Here is an 18234-nt window from a genome sequence, read left to right as displayed (position 1 = left end):
CGGAGAAGCGCGACGCCGGACTGACTGTCACGATTCAGTAATAGTCGTTTGTCGGCAGCACGGCGAGACTGGGCGGGGTGACAGCGCCATAGTAACTGCTCGTCGTGCCGCCCGCCGTCGTGCTGCCCGCGACGCCCGAAACGAGATGCCCGACAATGCATTTGGCACAAGGGGACGAGGTCCCTGCCTTATACACGGCATCGATCGAAAACGACGCGAAACCGAGGATCGGCGTACTGCTGCCGTTGAGCGCCGTCGCCCCGTCGGCGACGACCGGAACGGTCACCACGATCGGCAAGGTGGGATAGTTGCTGCTGTCGTATAGCTCCGCTTTCGTGCCAGGCTGAACGTAAGTACAGCTGACAGGTTGCTGCACACAAGGCGTTTGCGCATTGCTCGTAGTGGTGAGCGGACCCGAGTTTCCGTTTTGCATCAGACACTGAATCGCTGGCACGCTGTTGATCGACCCACAGGCGGTGTCATTCAGCGTTGTCCATTGACCTGCGGCGCTCGCGCAAGTCGTGCCCGCAATCGTGGTTACCCCGCCAACGCCCATCTGAAGCGGCATACCGGACACAGGTTTCCCGTTGCTCCAGTACGTGGAATTCTGGTAGATGCACTGATTCAGGACCATCGGAAAGAGCGCACCCGGCAGCGCCGCGCCCGGTGCCGATATGACCGCGACAGCCGTAGCGCTGGCATTGAGGCTCGACACGCCGAGGAGGCTCCCGAGCATCAGCGGCAAGCTCGCTCCTCCCGGCAATCCCGTCGTGACCATCACGGCCGGCTTGGAGGTTGGCGAAGCAATGGTCTGCACCAGCGGGAGCGCGTTAGTCGCCACATTGGCGCGATTGACGTCCCAGTAGCCGACCATCACCAACTGCGCCGATGCCGCCTGGTTGTTGGCCGAATTCGCACTCGCGTACTGGGCGGCTGCTGCGCTCGCGGCGGGCGCCGCCGACGCCCACAAGGTGGTTGAAGCGGCCGCAACCAGCTGGCCAGGCAACTGCTTCACCCCGGCGAGGGCTGCGGCGTCAGCCGCGTTTTGCAGCTGGTGACGCACGATCACCCAGCGCGCCACGTCGAGCGCGAACGCCGCCGCGCCGATAAGGAGAACGAGCATCAGCGCGACCTGAATCGCCACCGTACCCTTTTGGCGCCGAACCTTGCGGCAACCTGTAGTTGTCCTGTACATATTCATCCCCAGTCGATATGCCGGTTCGTCCACCGGCTATTCGCAGCTCATGGTCGTCGACGAACTCAACGTGAGCGCGTTGGCCACCGTACTCAGCGGATTGATCGCCGCCGACGCGCCGAATCCGAAACCGGTGAACGGGTAGCTCACGGCGACCGTCAACGAAGCGCCGGAACTACATGCCTGCGTCGATCCCGTGACCACGCCCGAGGTCGAATTCGTGATCGTGACGCTCGGCGAGCCCGAGCCGAAGTTGACCAGCAAGGTCGAAAGTCCGCCCGTCGCGATACCTTGCACGCTCGATGCGCTCAGATAAACCGGCACGCCCGTAGCGTCCTCGCCAAACGCCACCGCCTGCCGCGCCGCCGCGCGGCTCGCGCTGGTGATCACGCTTTTGTCGTACAGGAGGAAGCCCATTTCCACGATGCCAAACAGCAGCAGCAACAGCAGCGGCAGCACCAGGGCGAACTCGACCGCCGCCACGCCGCGCTGCGCGCGCCGCCGGCGCACCGGCCGCGACTGAGCCCCGCCCGCTCGTCCCCTTTGCGCGCGCGTCATGAGCGGCTGCGCGCCGATATTTGCTGATTCCATGACACCCCCGATCGATTCGCCCATCCCGGGCCTGGTCTGTTTTGTTCGTCCGCCTTCCTGGTTCATTACGGCCGCGGGCTAGCCACCATTCATCGCCGGCAGCATCGTCCGGTAGATCTGTAGCATCGCGGGCCCCATGAGCACCACCAGCAGCGTCGGGAAGATGCAGAACATCAGCGGAAACAGGAGCTTCAGTGCGATCTTCGCGGCCTTTTCCTCGGCCAGCATGCGGCGGCGCGTGCGCAGCGTATCCGAGAGCACGCGCAGCGAATCGCCGATGCTCGTGCCGAAACGCTCCGCCTGGATGAGCATCGTGCTGAACGAATCGACGTCGTCAACACCCGTGCGCAAGGCGAGGTTGCGCAGCGCCTTCTCCTTCGAATAGCCCGAGCGCATTTCCAGCAGCGTGAGCTCCAGCTCGCTCGCGACCACCGCGCTGCGCAGCTTGATCTCCTCCGTCACGCGCATCAGCGCGGCATCCAGCCCGAGGCCCGCTTCGACGCAAACCGTCAGCAGATCGATTGCGTCGGGGAAGTCCTCGAAGATCGCGCGCTTGCGGCGGGCCACGATGCGCGAGAGGACGATGCCCGGCAGGTAGTAGCCGAATGCCACGAGACTCACGAGCACCACGGAGAACTGCGTGACCGAGGTCACGCCCCCGCCACTGATGAGCCACATGGCGGCCAGCGTGGGCAGCAGCAGCGCGAGCACCGTGCGGGCGCCGAAGAAGACCGCCACGGCGCCGGGCGTGCGCCAGCCCGCGTTCATCAAGCGCACACGCAGCGCCGAAACCTCCCAGCCCTCTTTCGGCGTGGACAGCCGGGAAAGCGGCTCCGAGATCTGCACGAGCTTTTCGTACCACGCCTCGTTGCCGTCGTCGGGCTGCGCACCGGGCGCGGCCGCGCTACGGCCGCCGCCCGCCTGTTCGATGCGCCGGCGCAAAGTCCTGGGAGCGAAGAGATACATGGCGCCCAACGTCACGCCGAACACGCCGGCAAAGAGACACAACAACAACAGCAACCGCGTTGAATCGAGCGCTAACATGATTCCCCCTTTTTCGCTTTTTTTCCACCGGCGCAAGACCTGGCGTCCTCAGACGTGAATGCGCACGATGCGCCGCACCCAGATCGCGCCGATCACCATCATCACGGCCGAGGCCTGGAGCATCATCACGCCGCCCGGATCTTTCCAGAGCACCTCCAGAAAGCCCGGATTCACGAAGGCGATGGCACCCGCCGTGAACACCGGCATCAGAGACAGCACCCGAGCCGAGAGCACACCTTCGGCCGAGAGCACACGCACCTTGTCGAACAGCTTGAAACGCTCGCGCACGAGGGTCGCAATGCCGTCCAGCAACTCGGCCAGGTTGCCGCCCGTCTCGCGCTGGATCAGCACGGCAATCACGAAGTAGCGCAGGTCTCCGGCCGGCACGCGTTGCGCGAGCCCCAGCAGCGCGTCGTTGAGCGACGCGCCGTAGTTGATCTCGTCGAACGTGATACGGAACTCGGCGCCCATCGGGTTGGCGAATTCGGTGCCGACCATGTCGATCGCCCCCGCCAGCGCATGCCCCGATCGCAACGCACGCGCAAGCATGTCGCAGGCATCCGGCAACTGCTTCTGGAAGCGCATCATCCGCTTTGCGCGCCGATAGCGCACATACATCACCGGCAGCAGCGCCGTCACCACCGCGAGGGCCGCCAGCATCGCCAACGGCACGTAGACGAACATCCCCGCCACGGCCACGAGCACCGGCATCAGCGCGCACAATGCAACGATGCGCGCTGTCGTCCAGCTCACGCCCGACTGCTGCACCCACGCCTCGAACGTGCGGATACCCGGCAACAGCAGCAACGCGCGTTCGAACACCGTAGATCCGTCGAGCTTGCGCGCCTTGAGGATGGACATCGCCTCCTTGCGCCCCGCCCCGCCCGTAGCCACAGCCTGAAGGCGAGATTCGAGGCGCCGCGCGACGGCGCCGTGCCGGCTGTTCCACCACTCCCACGCGCCCTGGCTGGCCAGCACGACGGCCACGAAGAGCAGCAGGATTGCCAGAATGAAGGTTGTGCTCATGCCATGCTCCCCCGGAAGATTCCCGAAACCCTCGGCAACAACATCAATGGCAACATCAGGTCGCTTCGTAACGCCGGCCCGGATCGAAAAGCGCGTCCGGCACGTTCACGCCGAATGCCGCGAACCGCTCGCAGAACTTCGGCCGCACGCCCGTTGCGCAAAAGTGGCCGCGCACGTTGCCGTTCGAGTCCATCCCCGTGCGCTTGAACGTGAAGATCTCTTGCATGTTGATCATGTCGCCTTCCATGCCGGTCAGCTCCGAAATGCTCACGATCTTGCGGCGGCCGTCGGTCAGGCGCGCGGCTTGCACGACCACCGAGATCGCGGACGAGATCTGATGGCGCATCGTGCGCGGCGGCAACGCAAGGCCGCCCAGGCTGATCATGTTCTCCAGACGCGTGAGCGCGTCGCGCGGCGTGTTGGCGTGGATCGTCGCGAGCGAGCCTTCGTGGCCGGTGTTCATCGCGTTGAGCATGTCGAGCGCTTCCGCGCCGCGGACTTCGCCGAGGATGATGCGGTCGGGGCGCATCCGCAGCGCATTGCGCACGAGCGCGCGCTGGGTGATCTCGCCTTTGCCTTCGATGTTGGGCGGACGCGTCTCGAGCCGCAACACGTGATCCTGACGAAGCTGAAGCTCGGCGGCGTCCTCGATCGTGACGATGCGCTCGTCGTTCGGAATGAAACCCGAGAGCACGTTCAGCATGGTCGTCTTGCCGCTGCCCGTGCCGCCCGAAACGAGAATGTTGACCTTGGCCCGCGCGAGGCCTTCGAGCACCTGGGCCATGGGCGGCGTGAGCGTTTGCAGCTCGATCAGATCTGAAACCTTCAACGGCGAGACCGCGAACCGCCGGATCGATACGAGCGGCCCGTCCACCGCCGAAGGCGGAATGATGGCATTCACGCGCGAGCCGTCAGGCAGACGCGCATCCACCATCGGGCTCGATTCGTCGATGCGCCGCCCGACCCGCGAGACGATCTTCTCGATCACCTTCATGAGATGGGCGTCGTCGTAGAAGTTGACGTCGGTGAGTTCGAGCTTGCCGCGGCGCTCCACATAAGTCTGACACCACGTGTTCACGAGAATGTCCGAGACCGTGGGGTCGCGCAGCAGCGGCTCGAGCGGGCCGAAGCCGAACATCTCGTCGTACACGTCGATGGCCAGTTGTCTGCGCTCAATATCGTTTGCCAGCGCCTTTTGTTCTTCGAGTATGCGCCCCACGAGCGCGTTGATCTCGCCGCGGATCTGCTCCTGCGGCATGCGCGAAAGCCGCTCCAGCTCCACGCGTTCGAGCACCGCATGATGCATGTCGTACTTCAGCTTCTGGTACGCCTCGGTCTTCACCCGGGCCGGCGCCGCGGCGGCGGCCGTTGCGGGGCCGCCCGCGTCGGTGCGCTCGACGATCGTCGGCTCGAGACGCTGTGCAAAGATCTGCTCACGAAGAGACATGTTTTTTCTCCTTTACATCAAGCCGAGTTTGGCCGGCGTCTGGCGGCCGAGCATGCGCGCGAACACGGATTCGCCCTTGCCCCGTGCTGTCTCGCCGCTGGCGTTCGGAGGCGCCACGCTCGCCGCCAGCGTGCGCAGACAGCGCGTCACCGCGCTGCCGGGCGCCGCGACGGCAATCGGCACACCTTGATTGACCGCTTCCGCAACGGCGCGCGCGTCGTCGGGAATGACAAGCAACGGCTTCATGCCGAGCACGCTGTCGGCGGCCTCGCGCATGAGCTCGCCGTGACGCGTCTGCCGGTTCAGCAGCAAGCGCATGCGCTCCGGCCCATAGCCGAGCGACTGCAAGATCTCCAGGAGGCGGCGGCCAGCATGAAGATGAGGCATGCTCGCCTGCAAGACGATGTGAATCTCGTCGCTGCGATCGAGCGCGAGCATGGACAGCGGATTGATCGTCTGGCCGAGATCGAGGATCACGCAGTCGTAACGCGGCGTCGCGACGCCGAGCACCCATTCGAGCCGGTCCTGACGCATCTCGCCCGCCTTGATCGGATCGCCCGCGCCCGCGAGGATGTCGAAGTTCTCGGCCACATGCATCACGCTCGCGTCGAAGAACGCAACGTCCATGCGGTCCACTTCGGCGCAGAGCTGGGGCAAGGTCGACGGCGGCGTATCCGCCGTCACGAGAAACGCCGCGTCCGCGTAGAGCTGATTCAGGTCGATCAGCAGCACGCGGCGGCTCTGCGTCTGCGAGACGATATGCGCCACGTTCGCCGCGATGAAGCTCGTGCCCACGCCGCCCTTGCACGACATGAACGAGACAATGCGCGACGCACGCGTGCTGCCTTGCGCGCGCTGGCCGATCGCGCGCTGCAACGCCTCGCCTATCGCGCGGCCGTCCTGCGGCCCCGTGACCACGTCGCGAAAGCCCGCGCGCATCGCCGCGATGAGCTCGTCGGGCGACGCCTCGGGAATCAGCAGCACGCACATGAGCCGCTCGCAGCGCCGGCACAGCTCGCTCACGGCGGGCAACTGCGCTTCCTGCAACCCTCGCGCGTCGACGATCAGGACATCGAAGGCGTCGAGCGTGTCGCCGCGCTCGACGAGATCGAACGGTGTGCCTACGCTACGCGTCGTGCGGTACGGGCCGCATCCCGCGATCGTGCGCATGATCTGCGCAAGCCGCTCTGCGTCTGTCGAGGTAATGAGTATGTCGATCATGATCGTAGGTCCCCGCTGTTGTTCCCTTCCCCGGACGGTTGCTCGTGACGCCGCTCACTGGCCGCCGCCACCACCACCGCCGCTCACGCCGATCGTGTAGGGGCTCGACGCGGTCGGCGGCTGCTGGAACGACTTGTCGTAGAGGTCCATCGCCGATGCCGCCGACTTGCCGTCCACGCCCTGCTGCGCGGCGCCGTGCTTGCCCGCATCCGGGTCGATGATTTGCGCCTGCATCGAATAGCGCACGGCTTGTCCGAAGTGCGCATCCCAGATCGGCGTGCTGGTCATGCAGCCGCCAAGCGCCGCGCCGAGCGGGGCGATCAACAGGAACCGGCGAACGCATGCAAAGTTTTCGAGTTTCATTTTGGCCTCCTGATCGCCGGGTCAATGAGCGGGGGATTCGTTCGACGCGATCCGTGCCGCCTCGCGCTCGATGCGCTGCGCACGCGCCGCGGTGTCGGCACCGGGTTCAGGCACGAGCGCCTGCGCGTTCACCTGCTGCACGGGTACGGGCTGCACGAGCGCTTCAGCGGCAGGCGGCGCCGCTTGCGCCGGCGCTGCCTCGCGCCTGGAGGAGACCTGCGGCGCGGGCAGCGCAGCGGGCGTCTGCGGTGCGGCCGGCATGGCGGGCACAGCGGGCGCATCGCCAGGTGCGGCGGGTGCGGCGGGTGCACCAGGTACGGCTTGCGTGCCGGCCGGTGCGGGCGGCGGTGCGAAACGTCCCTGGTCGCGATTGGCGCGGCCTTCCATGTTGCCCGTCGCGTACACATCGGCTTCGTGGACCTGCGAGAAGCTGTCCGTGGGCAACTGGAGTTGCGCGACGTCCGCCACTGGCTTCACGAGGTGCGGCGTGATGATGAAGATCAGCTCCGAGCGGTCCTGCTGGAACGAAGTGCTTCTGAGCAGCGCGCCCAGCACCGGAACCTCACCGAGGCCCGGCACGGCTTTGAGCGAGCCGGTAATGTTGTTGTTGATGAGCCCGCCGATCGCGAACGACTCGCCATCGTGCATCTGGACCGTGGTGGAAGCGCGCCGCGTCGTGATGAGCGGCAGGATGCTGACGCCGCTGACGTTCGACGCGCTCAGCGTGACGCCCGTGGGCGACAGCTCCGAGACCTCCGGCGCCACCTTCAGGTTGATGCGCCCGCCGTTGAGCACCGTAGGCGTGAACTTGAGCCCCACGCCGAACTCCTCCTCCTGAAGCGTGATCGCGGTGGCCGAGGTGCCGCCGCCGCTTTGCGGCACGGGGATGAAGATCTTGCCGCCGGCGAGGAAAGTGGCTTCCTGACCGCTGATGGTGACGAGGTTAGGCTCCGCCAGGATCTTCACGAGGTTGTCGGTCTTCTGCGCGTCGATGGCCAACTTGAGCGGATTGTTGTTCGCCTTCGAGAAACCGAATGCGCTCGATACACCCGCGAGCAGATTGCTCACGAGTGCGCCCGTCCACGATCCGAAACCGCCCTGGATGTTGACCGCCGAGCCGAGCTGGTCGATCAGCGTCTTGTCGACTTCGGCGACCTTCACTTCGAGCATGACCTGCTGCGGCGAGTCCACGCCGAGCATGTTGATCACGCCGCCCGTGTGCGCGCCGTTATTGCTCTGCCCGCTCACACCGAACACCCTGGCGATCTCCACGGCCTGCTGGGCTGCCTGTGCGCTCGACACATGACCGGCAAGCACGATGTTGTCGGCCGCCGTCGATACGCGGATATCACGCTCTTGCGGCATGAGTTGCGCGAGCGCGGCCTGGAGGCCGCCTGCATCGGCGCTGACGATCACGTCGATCACCTGGCACGCGCCGCTCTTGCCCTGGATGATCATGTTGGTCGTCCCAACGGCCTGACCGACGATGTAGAGCGTTTGCGGCGACACCATGGTCGCCTGGGCGACCTCCGGATTGCCGAGGGTGCGGTTGCGCACCGGTTCGTCGATCGGCACGAGCGTCGACTTGCCAAGCGGCACGATCACGTTGCTCTCGTTGCGGATGGCCCCAACGCAATTCGGTCCGCGCAGCGGTCCCGCCACGGCTTTGGGCGGCGCGCTGCTGCCTTGCGCCGGCCCCATGCTGATGGTCATTTGCATAGGGCCCTTGCCCATGGGCACCGAAGCGCCTGCGGCAGACTTGTCCTGTGCTGCGTTCCCGTTCGACTGCTGCGCCCAGCCAGGCGTCGAAGTCATCAACCCCGCGCATACCCACGCAAGCGTTGCGACGCGCCACGGACGAATGCCGTCGCGGGCCCCCGTGGACCCCACGTTTACTTTGGTATCCATATCGTTATACCCCGTACTTAGCTGCGTTTTAATGGCGGCTGCGCCGCTCACGCGCCTTTAACCCGGTTGGTCGTCGCCGGATTCAGGCAACCGTGCTGCTTTCTTTCAGAAACATTCCTGACTGCCGGTCACACCCGAAAGCACGCCGATGCAGTTGCGCTTCACCGGCGCATGCCCGGCGTACTTCACACGCACCGGTTCCGGCAGCGGCACGGGCGGCGGCAGCGGCCTGCCCAGCAACGTTTCCTTGGTCACGCCGTCGGTGAGCAGCTTGTGGTCGTCCACCTGGTTGCGCAGGACAAGCGAGAGCGTGCCCACGCTGCGCGCCAGATCGAGCTTTTCCGCCTGCTCGGGCGTGACTTCGAGGGTCACCGCGTTCACCACCTTGGGTGCGGTATCGTCGCGATTGACCTGCTGCGCCACCGCCAGCACCAGAATCTTTTCGAGCACGATCTTGGAAATGCTCTGCTGCTGGTTATCGCTCTTTATCTCGGGCTCCTGCGTGTTGACGATCACGTCCACATAGTTGCCCGGCAACGCGAAGCCCGCGACGCCCACCACATCGTTCACGCGCACCGTGATCGCACGACGCCCCTCGCCAATCACGGCGGAGAGACCGCCTTTCGTGCCCACGGGCGCGAGCTTCGATTCGAGCACCGGCTCGCCGCGCGTGAGGTTCGTGCGGACCACGCGCCCGTCGAGGTCCTTGGGCGCTTTGAAGGTGCCGGGCGGCAGGCTGTCCTTCGGCCAACTGACCGTTCTGATCATCGTTTCATTGAGCGGCTGGCCGAGATTGATATCGTCGGAGGCGACGGCAACCGGCACCGTGGACCCCGACGACGTTTGCAGCAACCATTTAGAAGCGAACACCACTGCGGCCAGACCGGCCAGAATGGCAATGGCAAGCATCGCGAACGCGCGGCTGTTTTTCATGACATCCCCCGTAGACATTCCAGAAAACTCATATTCGACGGAACGACAACCCAGCTTCGTCCCGCGCTTTAGCGCACCATCGCGAACATCACTGCCACGGTGCCCGCGGCGATGGCGACACCATAGGGAATCGAACCCACCGACTCCCGCCCCGCACCCGGCGAAACGCCCATCCCGCGAATGGCGCGGCAAGACCCGGTAATCAAGGCCGCGACATTTCCGGCTAGACGCATCAACCGCCCTCGCACCAGGACAATCCCCAGTGACCAGATGCCGCCGATGATGAAAGTGCTTACCGCGACATTCACAATCGCCGCGGCCCCTAGCCAGGCTCCAAGCATCATCAGCAACTTGACGTCGCCGGCGGCCATGCCGCGCAGCAGATAGAACGGCAGCAACAGGCCGAACCCGGTGAGTGCGCCGCCCAGCCAGATCGCAGCGCCCGGGAGCGCACCGTGCAGGGCGAACTGGACGGCCAGCGCCGCGACGAGTCCGAACGCGATCAGCAGGTTCGGAATCCGGCGGCTCACGATATCCGTGCTGGCCGCCAGGATGGCCAATGCCATCACGCACAGCGGCACTGGCTGCTGCGGCAACGGAACGGAATACAGCATGAGGTCCATTTGGTTGCTCCCCGGCTAATCTTGTTGCGCCATCACTTCGGCGTCTGCATGAGGGTAAATACGGAAGGCGCTCGCATTGGCAGCCCGCGCCGATACGACAACTTCACACTCAGGTGCCGGAGCGAGGCCGCATTCGGAAAACGACCCGGCGGGCTCGGCCATCACGGCGCGCGCGGCAGATAGAAGGCCATCTGCTACCAGGGCATTTCCGGATCCGGTCTCAAGCATGTCCGACTCCACGGTTCGATTCACGAGAAGCCGGGCGAGTGTGCGTGAGCTGCGAGCGCACTCGCCCGTGCACGGCTTACAGTTCACTAGCAATATCGGAAAAGATGTTCTGGAGCGACGAGCTGATCGACGTGATGCTGGCAATGAGCAGGACTGAGATCAGGCCCGCGAGAATCCCGTACTCCAAAGCGGTAATACCGTCTTCGTCGCGAATGAAGGCTTTTGCCTGAACGATGATCGGTTGCATCTTTTTCTCCCTTTGAACCAGCTCGAAGGCCGCCTGGTGTCCGGAGCTTCCCGGCGTGGTCTCAAACGTCTACAGGTCGAACGTTCGTATCTGGCGAAACTGGGCGAGTGTGGCGTTCGCTGCAAACCCGCTCGCCCACGCTTCGGTTAGAGGTCGTTGGCGATATCCGAGAACACCGCCTGAAGCGCTTTGCCGATCGACGTGATGCTCGCGATGAGCAGAACCGTAATCAGCCCAGCGAGGATCCCGTACTCGAGCGCCGTGATGCCGTTTTCGTCACGAACGAAGCCCTTTGCCTTAGCGATGATGTTTTGCATTTTTGATCTCCTGGTTTTCAACATGGTTAACCCCCGTTTCCATGTGGTATTGAGGGTGGTGGGGCTACGTCACCCGGTTGAGTGCAGCAGCCTTAGCCGCAGTTCTACGCGTGGAAAACCGGGAACTTCGTGCGCTTGCTCACATGCGAAATGACTTCCTGCGTCGAACCCCTCGAAATCGGTCAATTTGACACGCCACGTGTGACCTACACCTCCAAACTCGCTGTCGACCCCCCAAAAAAGAACATGCGTTCTCCACTAATAGAAACCCTGACATGACACCTCTCCTTCATGGACAAAACATCTCGATTCTCATTTACACCTATATTTCTAGGACTTTTCTCATAACAACGATGGCAACACAAGAGATGTGACTCACACAGCCATCAATACACAACTGGACAAGTCAACTATCGGTAAAACATCCGGCACGATCATTAAGCACACGCTTATGCCAACACGCGTGCATCTCCTCGTACCGCAAATTGAGTAGTTACCCGTCGATATAAACCCTGAAAAGACGCGTCAAAAGCCTCTAATTCCTCAGCACTCCCTTCATTGAAATGGGCCTTTCGCAACGGAGTGTTCGCTCTCCAACGCTTGCAATGCACTCCGCATTGCTCGATGCGCGCCGATCTCCAAATAATCCCGGCAACACGTACGGACCAACGTGCATCGCACGCGTTACGTGAACGGGGAAATAGAAATCGGCGGCAGTGCCGCCTACTGAAAATAGTCAGCGGGGGCTGAAAAAATGCATCCACTTGAGTGGAACTCCACACGCTCGCACTCGGCCGTGCCATCCTGGCTTTCGCGCGAGCGGCTCATTCTCTACAGCACCGCAATGCTCATCGTCGACGCCGGCTTTATGGTGACCTGGGCGGTGACGACTCACGGCTTTGCCATTAGTAGCGGTGCGCTTCCGGGGGCCGACTTCGCGGCCTTCTGGTCGGCAAGTTACGCCGCGCTGCATGGGCAGGCGTCCATGGTCTTCGACTACCCGACGTTTTCCCACATTGAGGCGGCAGTCACCGGCGGCGTGCTCAGCGGCAAGTTTCTACCCTGGCTATACCCGCCGACGTTCCTGTTGTTCGTCACGCCACTCGCGCTGCTGCCGCTTGCCCTTTCCTACTTCGCCTTCATAGGCGCCAGCGCGTATGCATTCGTCGTCGCGACCTTGCGCGTTTCCGGACTCGAGAAGAGCCTGCTCGGCACGACTGCGGCGCGGTACGTCGTGCTCGCCATGCCCTGCATCATGCTTTGCGCCGTCTACGGGCAAAACGCACTGATCACTGCGGCGCTCGCCGCGTTTGCCGTCTCGTCGATCAAGCAACGCCCCGTGGTTGCCGGAATATGCATCGGAGTGCTTGCGATCAAACCTCAACTTGCCATCCTGTTTCCGCTCGTTCTGATTGCGACGCGTGCATGGAAAGTATTCGGCGTTGCTGCGGTGACGGCTTTGCTTTTCGCATTGGCGAGCGTGACGCTCTATGGACTCGACTCACTTCAACTCTTCGCCGGCAATGTCCACTTGGCGCGCGAACTCGTCCTCGAGAACGCCGTGCGCTTCTGGCTCGCTTCCCCGACCGTTTTCGCCGCCCTCCGGATCACGGGCGCGTCACTGGCCGTGGCGGAACTGCTGCACGCAGCCGTTGCCCTCATCGCCGCCTGCGGCGCATACAGCGTCTGGCGCACGTCGCGTGATACGGCACTGCGCGCTGCCGCGCTCGCAACGGCCACGCTGATCGTCAACCCCTACGTTTGGCATTACGAACTGGTGTGGATCGGTATGTCCTCGGCTTGCCTTCTCGCGACCGGATTGCGTCGCGGGTGGCTGCCGGGCGAGCAGCAAGTGCTGGTGCTCGCCTGGCTCCTCCCCGTGTTCGAATTCGCCAATCCGGTGATGCAACTGCCGCAAGTCGGCCCTTTGATCCTGCTGCTCATGCTGCTCGCGATCCTGCGCCGCGCACGCACCCAACAAACGAGGGGCCGTCAATGAACCCGATAATCGTCCCCGACACGATGGGCACGAATGCGTCCGTCACCGGATGCGCGCGCCCGGCCAAAGAACGCCGCACGCACTGGTTGAGCGGCACGCGGCTGTGGATCTATCCGGTCGCCGCGCTCGTCTACTACGCCGGGATGGCGCTGGCTTACGCCTATCACGTGTGGTGGCTCAAGGATCCGCAACTCGGCCCGCTGGCCGTGGATTTACTGCCGATCTGGAGCGCGTCGCATCTGGCTTTGCAGGGACACGCCGCCGACGCTTACAACCTCGCCATCCTGAGTCCCATCGAGCAGCATGCCGCTGGGCGCGCCGTGGGCACCCTGCCGTGGCTCTACCCGCCCACCTTCTTGCTGTTCGTCTACCCGCTGGCCCTGCTGCCGTTCACGCTTGCTGCGCCAATCTTCCTGTTCGGCTCGCTCGCCCTGTTTGTGAAAGTCGTCGAGACGATCGCACCGCACCCGCGCACGGCGCTTATCGCGCTGGCCTTCCCGGGTTGCGCGCTCGTGCTGACGTCCGGCCAGAACAGTTTCCTCACGGCCTCGCTGGTGGGCCTCGGGCTTGTGCTGCTGCGCCGTCGGCCGATACTCGCCGGTGTGTGCTTCGCGCTTGTCGCCATGAAGCCGCAGCTTTGTGTGCTGATTCCGCTTGCGCTTCTGGCTTCGCGCTCATGGCGCGCGCTCGGCGCGATGACGGCCGCAGTGGCGATTTCGCTGGCACTCTCGGTCGTGGCATTCGGCGGCGAAACGCTGGCCGCATTCCTGCACAACGTGGCGCTCGCCAACAGCTACGTCGAAACCGGACGGGCGCTGATGTTTCGCGTGCCCACGCCCTTCGCCGCGCTCAAGCTGCTCCATGCACCGACCACGGTTGCGGCCGCGGTGCAGGCCGTATCGGCCCTGTGCGCCGCCGCTGCCGTCTGCTACGCATGGGGCCGGCCCAGCGCCTATGGCCTGCGTGCCGCCGTACTCGTTTGCGCCAGCCTGCTCGTGAGTCCATACCTCTACGACTACGACCTCACATGGTATGGAATCCTGATTGTGTGGGTGATCCACCACGCGAGAGAACACGGTTTCCAGCGCGGACAACGCGAATGGCTGGCCGTACTCTGGCTCGCGCCCATCGCCGGGCTCACGATCGTTTCGCATCTGCACGTTCCCTTCACGCCGCTCATCTCGATGGCCACGCTCTGGATGCTGGTCACGCAGATCGCGCGTGAGCGAAACGCTCAGGCAGTCATGACCAACGCGACCGCGCGTTAATAAGAGGGGGGAAACATCATGAACAAGACCATTACCGGGGAAGCGCGCCACGCCGGATCCGCGCTCGCGAACCCCGTCGTCTCCATCATCGTGCCGTTCTACAACGAAGAGGACAGTGTCGGGGTGTTCTTCGAGCAGATCGTCGCGACGATGGAATCGATCGAATCGATCCGCTTCGAGATCGTCTGCGTCAACGACGGCAGCCGCGATACCACGCTGGACAAGCTGGTTCTCGCAAGCCAACGCGACGGTCGCATCAGGGTGATCGACCTCACGCGCAACTTTGGGAAGGAGGCCGCGCTGACCGCCGGGCTCAACGAAGCCGTCGGGGACGCGGTCATCGCCATCGACGCGGACTTGCAAGACCCGCCGTCGCTCATTCCCCGCATGATCGAGCAGTGGCGCGACGGCGCCGAGGTCGTGCTGGCGCGGCGCGCCAACCGCGCCTGCGACTCGTTTCTCAAACGCACGACGGCGGCGCTTTTCTATCGCGTGCACAACCTGCTCTCCGACGTGAAGATCCCGGAAAACGTCGGAGACTTCCGGCTCATCGATCGCAGCGTGGTCAACGCGCTGCGCCAGTTGCCGGAGCGGCACCGGTTCATGAAAGGACTGTTCGCATGGGTCGGATTCCGCACGGTGACGCTCGACTACGAGCGTGAGCCGCGCAGCGCCGGGCATTCGAAATTCTCCGGCTGGAAACTCTGGAATTTCGCGCTCGAAGGCATCACGAGCTTCAGCACGGTGCCGCTGCGCAGCTGGACGTACATCGGCTGTGTCCTTGCCCTGCTCGCGTTCCTGTACGGCGGCTTCATCATCGCGCGCACGGTGCTCCTGGGCAATCCGGTACCCGGCTACGCATCGATGCTTTCGGTCGTGCTTTTCATGAGCGGCATACAGCTTGTCGGCATCGGCGTGATCGGCGAGTACGTCGGACGCATCTACGACGAGTCCAAAGGCCGGCCGATCTATCTCGTGCGTCGCCGCTACGAGGTTCGCACGAAGGTCAGCACGCTTCCCATGGTGCGCGAGAGCAGCCGCCAGGCGCGAACCGATGCGCCGCGGCGCACACGTACCGCGCCGCGCTTGCGCATCGCTTCGCGTTAAAGCTTGCGCATCTCCACGCGTTCAATCCAGTGCGTACGCGGCGCGCCGCATGACGTACGCCACAACAGGAGTTCGTTCATGGACCTGAAAGAGATCGATGTCCTTGGCCCGGAAGTCGGGGCGCACTGGTACTACGCGTCAAAGGCGCGCGCCATGCGCCGCTTTCTCGGCACGCCGCCGGGCGCGCGCGTACTCGACGTGGGCGCGGGTTCCGGATTCTTTTCCAAATACCTGCTCGCGCATGCGGGCGCACAAGAAGCATGGTGCGTGGATATCAGCTATCCGGCTGACTCCGAAGCTCGCGAAGCGGGCAAGCCGATTCGCTACCTGCGCACCGTCGAGCCGGTCGACGCAAACCTGGTGCTGCTGATGGATGTCCTGGAGCATGTCGACGACGATGCGGGACTGCTGCGCGAGTACGCCGCCAAGGTGCCCTCGGGTGGGCGCTTTCTGATTACCGTGCCGGCGTTCCAGTGCCTCTGGAGCACACACGACACATTCCTCGGCCACAAGCGCCGCTACACGCTCGGTCAGTTGGAGAGGACCGTGCGCGGTGCCGGCCTCGAAATCGAGCACAGCGCTTATTACTTCGGCCTGGTCTTGCCGATTGCCGCGGCACTGCGTCTTGCGGAAAGAACACACCGGCCCGCCAATGCCCCGAAGTCGCAGATGCATGCGCATCACCCGTTCGTCAATCGGGTCCTCCAGTCGCTCTGCTCGACGGAGTTGGCACTCATGCGCTTCAATCGCATAGGCGGCCTGACGATTTTCTGTGTCGCGCGCAAGCCATGAAGGCATGCTGCGCCCCGCGCGGGCGCAGCGTGACGACCGGGATTCGAAGCACGCCTGCCTGCATCGGGTATCGCCGGACGGAACCCGGCAAGGCGGCTTCAAATCGAATTATTCGGGAAGGTTCGGGGGTTTGGCTAACCGCAACTGAGATGCAGGATGGCGACATACATCGGGCGCGGCTACGCCACCCGATAAGTCCATCTGGCATGCAGAACATAAGACAGCGCCGGAATACACACGACGACAGCAACGGTAGGAAGCCAGATAGCCTGCCGGCCGCACACCCAGGGAATCGTCGCGGCTGCCAGAAAACCTGCGGCCGATACGGTGGCAAAGCGCGAGAACCGTGCAACGCTCGGACGAGAGGAAAAGCTCCACAGCGTCTGCATGAGAAACGAAACGATGTTGGCGACGACGAACGCAGCAACATTCGCGATTGTCGCGTCGCGCACCAGCCAGTTGAAGACGGCCCAGGCGACCGAAACGTGAACGCCGGTCGCCATGACGCCAACCATTCCAAACCTGATGATGCGCGGCATCCTCGTTGCTCCTTCATGCGCGTGACGCACCGCCCAGGTGGCACGACGCCCCTCCGTTTGGTCGGGCAGTGCTCCTCGCACGGGTCCCTCCACGCGATAGTTCGCATTTCAAAATATAGTGGATCAGCTTGCTGCGCAGCGGCGGGAAGGGGTGTGGCATCGTTCGCGAGCGCACACAGGCCGATCAAATTGGCGAAGCAGGAACTGGCACGGCACCATGCATTGACACAGTCCAGAAAGGATCCGCTCGGAGAACATCGCGTACACCACCGCTGCCGCCGTCGGGGACCACGGCGGCCCGATCATGATCATGGTCTGCCGAAACTCTTCATTGCCGCCTCGAATGGAAAATTCGAATGGCGCTATTTGAGGGTTCTCCGTAAAATATGCTTTATCGACGGTTTCAGTTGGCGATTCATCATGCACCGAGTTGGATTCTTCGTTTGCCGTGGCCATGATGCGCTGGATCTTGCGGGGCCACTCTCGACTTTTAATCAGGTGGCCACTGCCGCTGGCCGTAGCCCCTATGATCTTCACATCATCTCGCAGGCGGGAGGACCCATTCCCGGCAACACGGGCCTGCCCATCGAAACAAAGCCGGTCGGCAGGCGCACGTTCGATACCGTGATTTTCGTGGGCGGCGATATCGAACCGATGCAGACACCGGAGAACATCGCCGCAGCGAGGAAACTGGGCGCCAGAACCACACGGGTGGCAAGCGTGTGCACGGGGGCGTTCTTGCTTGCGGAAACCGGCTTGCTGGACGGCCGCAGAGCCACGACCCACTGGCGATACGCAACTCAGTTGCAGTCGCGCTTCCCGCTTGCCAAGGTCGAGGGCGATAGCATCTATATCGCGGACGGCCACGTTTGGACATCGGCGGGCATCGCGTCCGGTATCGATCTGGCGCTCGCCATGATTGAAAAGGATATGAGCGCGGAAATTGCGCGCACGGTCTCCAGGCTCCTGGTCGTTCCGTATCGTCGGCCCGGCGGTCAGTCCCAATTCTCTGCGATGTCGCAAATGGAGCCCGAATCGGATCGTATCCGCATCGCCCTGAATTTTGCCAGGGAACATCTGGCTGAAGCGCTACCGGTCGAACGACTCGCCGACGCGGCACGATTGAGTTTGCGGCATTTTGGACGAGCCTTTCGTCGGGAAACCGGTGAGACGCCTGCCAGGGCCGTCGAGCGCTTGCGAGTGGAAGCCGCGCGATTGCGCCTTCAGGATGGGAGTGAGCCAATCGAACAGATTGCGCTAGCCGTGGGATTCACTGATTCGGAGCGCATGCGCAGGGCGTTTGTCAAACTGCATGGACATCCGCCGCAATCGATCCGACGCGCAAGCCGGCTAACCAGCGAGCGCTGATCGATCGAACGCCGACCA

At 63.6% G+C, this 18234-nt stretch carries 19 protein-coding genes; 5 read left to right on the top strand and 14 right to left on the bottom strand.

All coding sequences use genetic code 11. The annotated features are described in order from the left end of the window. Positions 1-34: 34 nt before the first annotated feature. The 13 genes from C7401_RS11680 to C7401_RS11625 all read right to left on the bottom strand — a co-directional run bounded on the left by C7401_RS11680 (position 35) and on the right by C7401_RS11625 (position 11143). Positions 35-1195 carry a pilus assembly protein TadG-related protein gene (locus C7401_RS11680; RefSeq protein WP_220092815.1) on the bottom strand — a complete coding sequence of 387 codons (1161 nt, stop codon included), beginning with the start codon at positions 1193-1195 and terminating at the stop codon, positions 35-37. Positions 1196-1231: 36 nt separating this feature from the next. Beyond that, positions 1232-1786, bottom strand: a complete 555-nt coding sequence (locus tag C7401_RS11675; RefSeq protein WP_258396996.1) for a TadE/TadG family type IV pilus assembly protein — start codon at positions 1784-1786, stop codon at positions 1232-1234. A gap of 78 nt (positions 1787-1864) precedes the next feature. Then, entirely contained in the window at positions 1865-2830 is a 966-nt protein-coding gene (locus C7401_RS11670) for a type II secretion system F family protein (protein ID WP_112171539.1), read from the bottom strand. 48 nt (positions 2831-2878) lie between these two features. Further along, on the bottom strand, positions 2879-3856 hold the full coding sequence (locus C7401_RS11665) for a type II secretion system F family protein (protein ID WP_112171538.1): 978 nt from the start codon (positions 3854-3856) through the stop codon (positions 2879-2881). 55 nt (positions 3857-3911) lie between these two features. Then, the gene (locus C7401_RS11660) at positions 3912-5303 is read right to left on the bottom strand and encodes a TadA family conjugal transfer-associated ATPase (protein ID WP_112171537.1); all 1392 of its coding nucleotides are present in this window, start codon (positions 5301-5303) and stop codon (positions 3912-3914) included. Between the two features lie 12 nt (positions 5304-5315). Then, the gene (locus C7401_RS11655) at positions 5316-6524 is read right to left on the bottom strand and encodes a CpaE/TadZ family protein (protein WP_112171536.1); all 1209 of its coding nucleotides are present in this window, start codon (positions 6522-6524) and stop codon (positions 5316-5318) included. Positions 6525-6578: 54 nt separating this feature from the next. Beyond that, positions 6579-6887, bottom strand: a complete 309-nt coding sequence (locus C7401_RS11650) for a hypothetical protein (RefSeq protein ID WP_112171535.1) — start codon at positions 6885-6887, stop codon at positions 6579-6581. A 21-nt stretch (positions 6888-6908) separates the two neighbouring features. Then, complete coding sequence (locus C7401_RS11645; protein WP_112171534.1) at positions 6909-8795, bottom strand: type II and III secretion system protein family protein; 1887 nt, start codon at positions 8793-8795, stop codon at positions 6909-6911. Between the two features lie 105 nt (positions 8796-8900). Beyond that, positions 8901-9728 (bottom strand): Flp pilus assembly protein CpaB, encoded by an 828-nt coding sequence (gene cpaB, locus C7401_RS11640; protein WP_112171533.1) that lies wholly within the window; start codon positions 9726-9728, stop codon positions 8901-8903. A gap of 68 nt (positions 9729-9796) precedes the next feature. After that, positions 9797-10342: an A24 family peptidase gene (locus C7401_RS11635; protein WP_112171827.1), complete on the bottom strand. Its 546-nt coding sequence runs from the start codon at positions 10340-10342 to the stop codon at positions 9797-9799. A 24-nt stretch (positions 10343-10366) separates the two neighbouring features. Beyond that, positions 10367-10579, bottom strand: a complete 213-nt coding sequence (locus C7401_RS44330) for a hypothetical protein (protein ID WP_146757903.1) — start codon at positions 10577-10579, stop codon at positions 10367-10369. Between the two features lie 76 nt (positions 10580-10655). Beyond that, the gene (locus C7401_RS11630; protein WP_112171532.1) at positions 10656-10826 is read right to left on the bottom strand and encodes a Flp family type IVb pilin; all 171 of its coding nucleotides are present in this window, start codon (positions 10824-10826) and stop codon (positions 10656-10658) included. Between the two features lie 146 nt (positions 10827-10972). Beyond that, entirely contained in the window at positions 10973-11143 is a 171-nt protein-coding gene (locus C7401_RS11625; RefSeq protein ID WP_112171531.1) for a Flp family type IVb pilin, read from the bottom strand. A gap of 844 nt (positions 11144-11987) precedes the next feature. Between C7401_RS11625 and C7401_RS11620 the strand changes: the two genes are divergently transcribed. The 4 genes from C7401_RS11620 (at position 11988) to C7401_RS11605 (ending at position 16309) form a co-directional block, all read left to right on the top strand. After that, positions 11988-13142, top strand: coding sequence for a glycosyltransferase family 87 protein (locus C7401_RS11620; protein ID WP_258396995.1), 1155 nt, complete (start codon positions 11988-11990; stop codon positions 13140-13142). Beyond that, a complete protein-coding gene (locus tag C7401_RS11615; protein ID WP_258396994.1) occupies positions 13139-14410 on the top strand; it encodes a glycosyltransferase family 87 protein in 1272 nt (423 codons plus the stop codon). The genes C7401_RS11620 and C7401_RS11615 overlap by 4 nt, the downstream gene beginning before the upstream one ends. Positions 14411-14428: 18 nt before the next feature. Beyond that, positions 14429-15517 carry a glycosyltransferase family 2 protein gene (locus C7401_RS11610; RefSeq protein WP_112171529.1) on the top strand — a complete coding sequence of 363 codons (1089 nt, stop codon included), beginning with the start codon at positions 14429-14431 and terminating at the stop codon, positions 15515-15517. Between the two features lie 78 nt (positions 15518-15595). Beyond that, positions 15596-16309: a class I SAM-dependent methyltransferase gene (locus C7401_RS11605; RefSeq protein ID WP_112171528.1), complete on the top strand. Its 714-nt coding sequence runs from the start codon at positions 15596-15598 to the stop codon at positions 16307-16309. Between the two features lie 179 nt (positions 16310-16488). Here C7401_RS11605 and C7401_RS11600 read toward each other — a convergent pair whose 3' ends face one another. Next, on the bottom strand, positions 16489-16848 hold the full coding sequence (locus tag C7401_RS11600; RefSeq protein ID WP_112171527.1) for a GtrA family protein: 360 nt from the start codon (positions 16846-16848) through the stop codon (positions 16489-16491). 420 nt (positions 16849-17268) lie between these two features. Here C7401_RS11600 and C7401_RS11595 point away from each other — a divergent pair, with 420 nt between their 5' ends. Then, positions 17269-18216 carry a GlxA family transcriptional regulator gene (locus C7401_RS11595; RefSeq protein ID WP_112171825.1) on the top strand — a complete coding sequence of 316 codons (948 nt, stop codon included), beginning with the start codon at positions 17269-17271 and terminating at the stop codon, positions 18214-18216. Positions 18217-18234 lie beyond the last annotated feature (18 nt).

The organism is Paraburkholderia unamae, from assembly GCF_003268775.1.
GTDB lineage: Bacteria > Pseudomonadota > Gammaproteobacteria > Burkholderiales > Burkholderiaceae > Paraburkholderia > Paraburkholderia unamae.
Note: the sequence above shows the minus strand (reverse complement) of the source record. Positions and strands in the feature narration are given on the sequence as shown.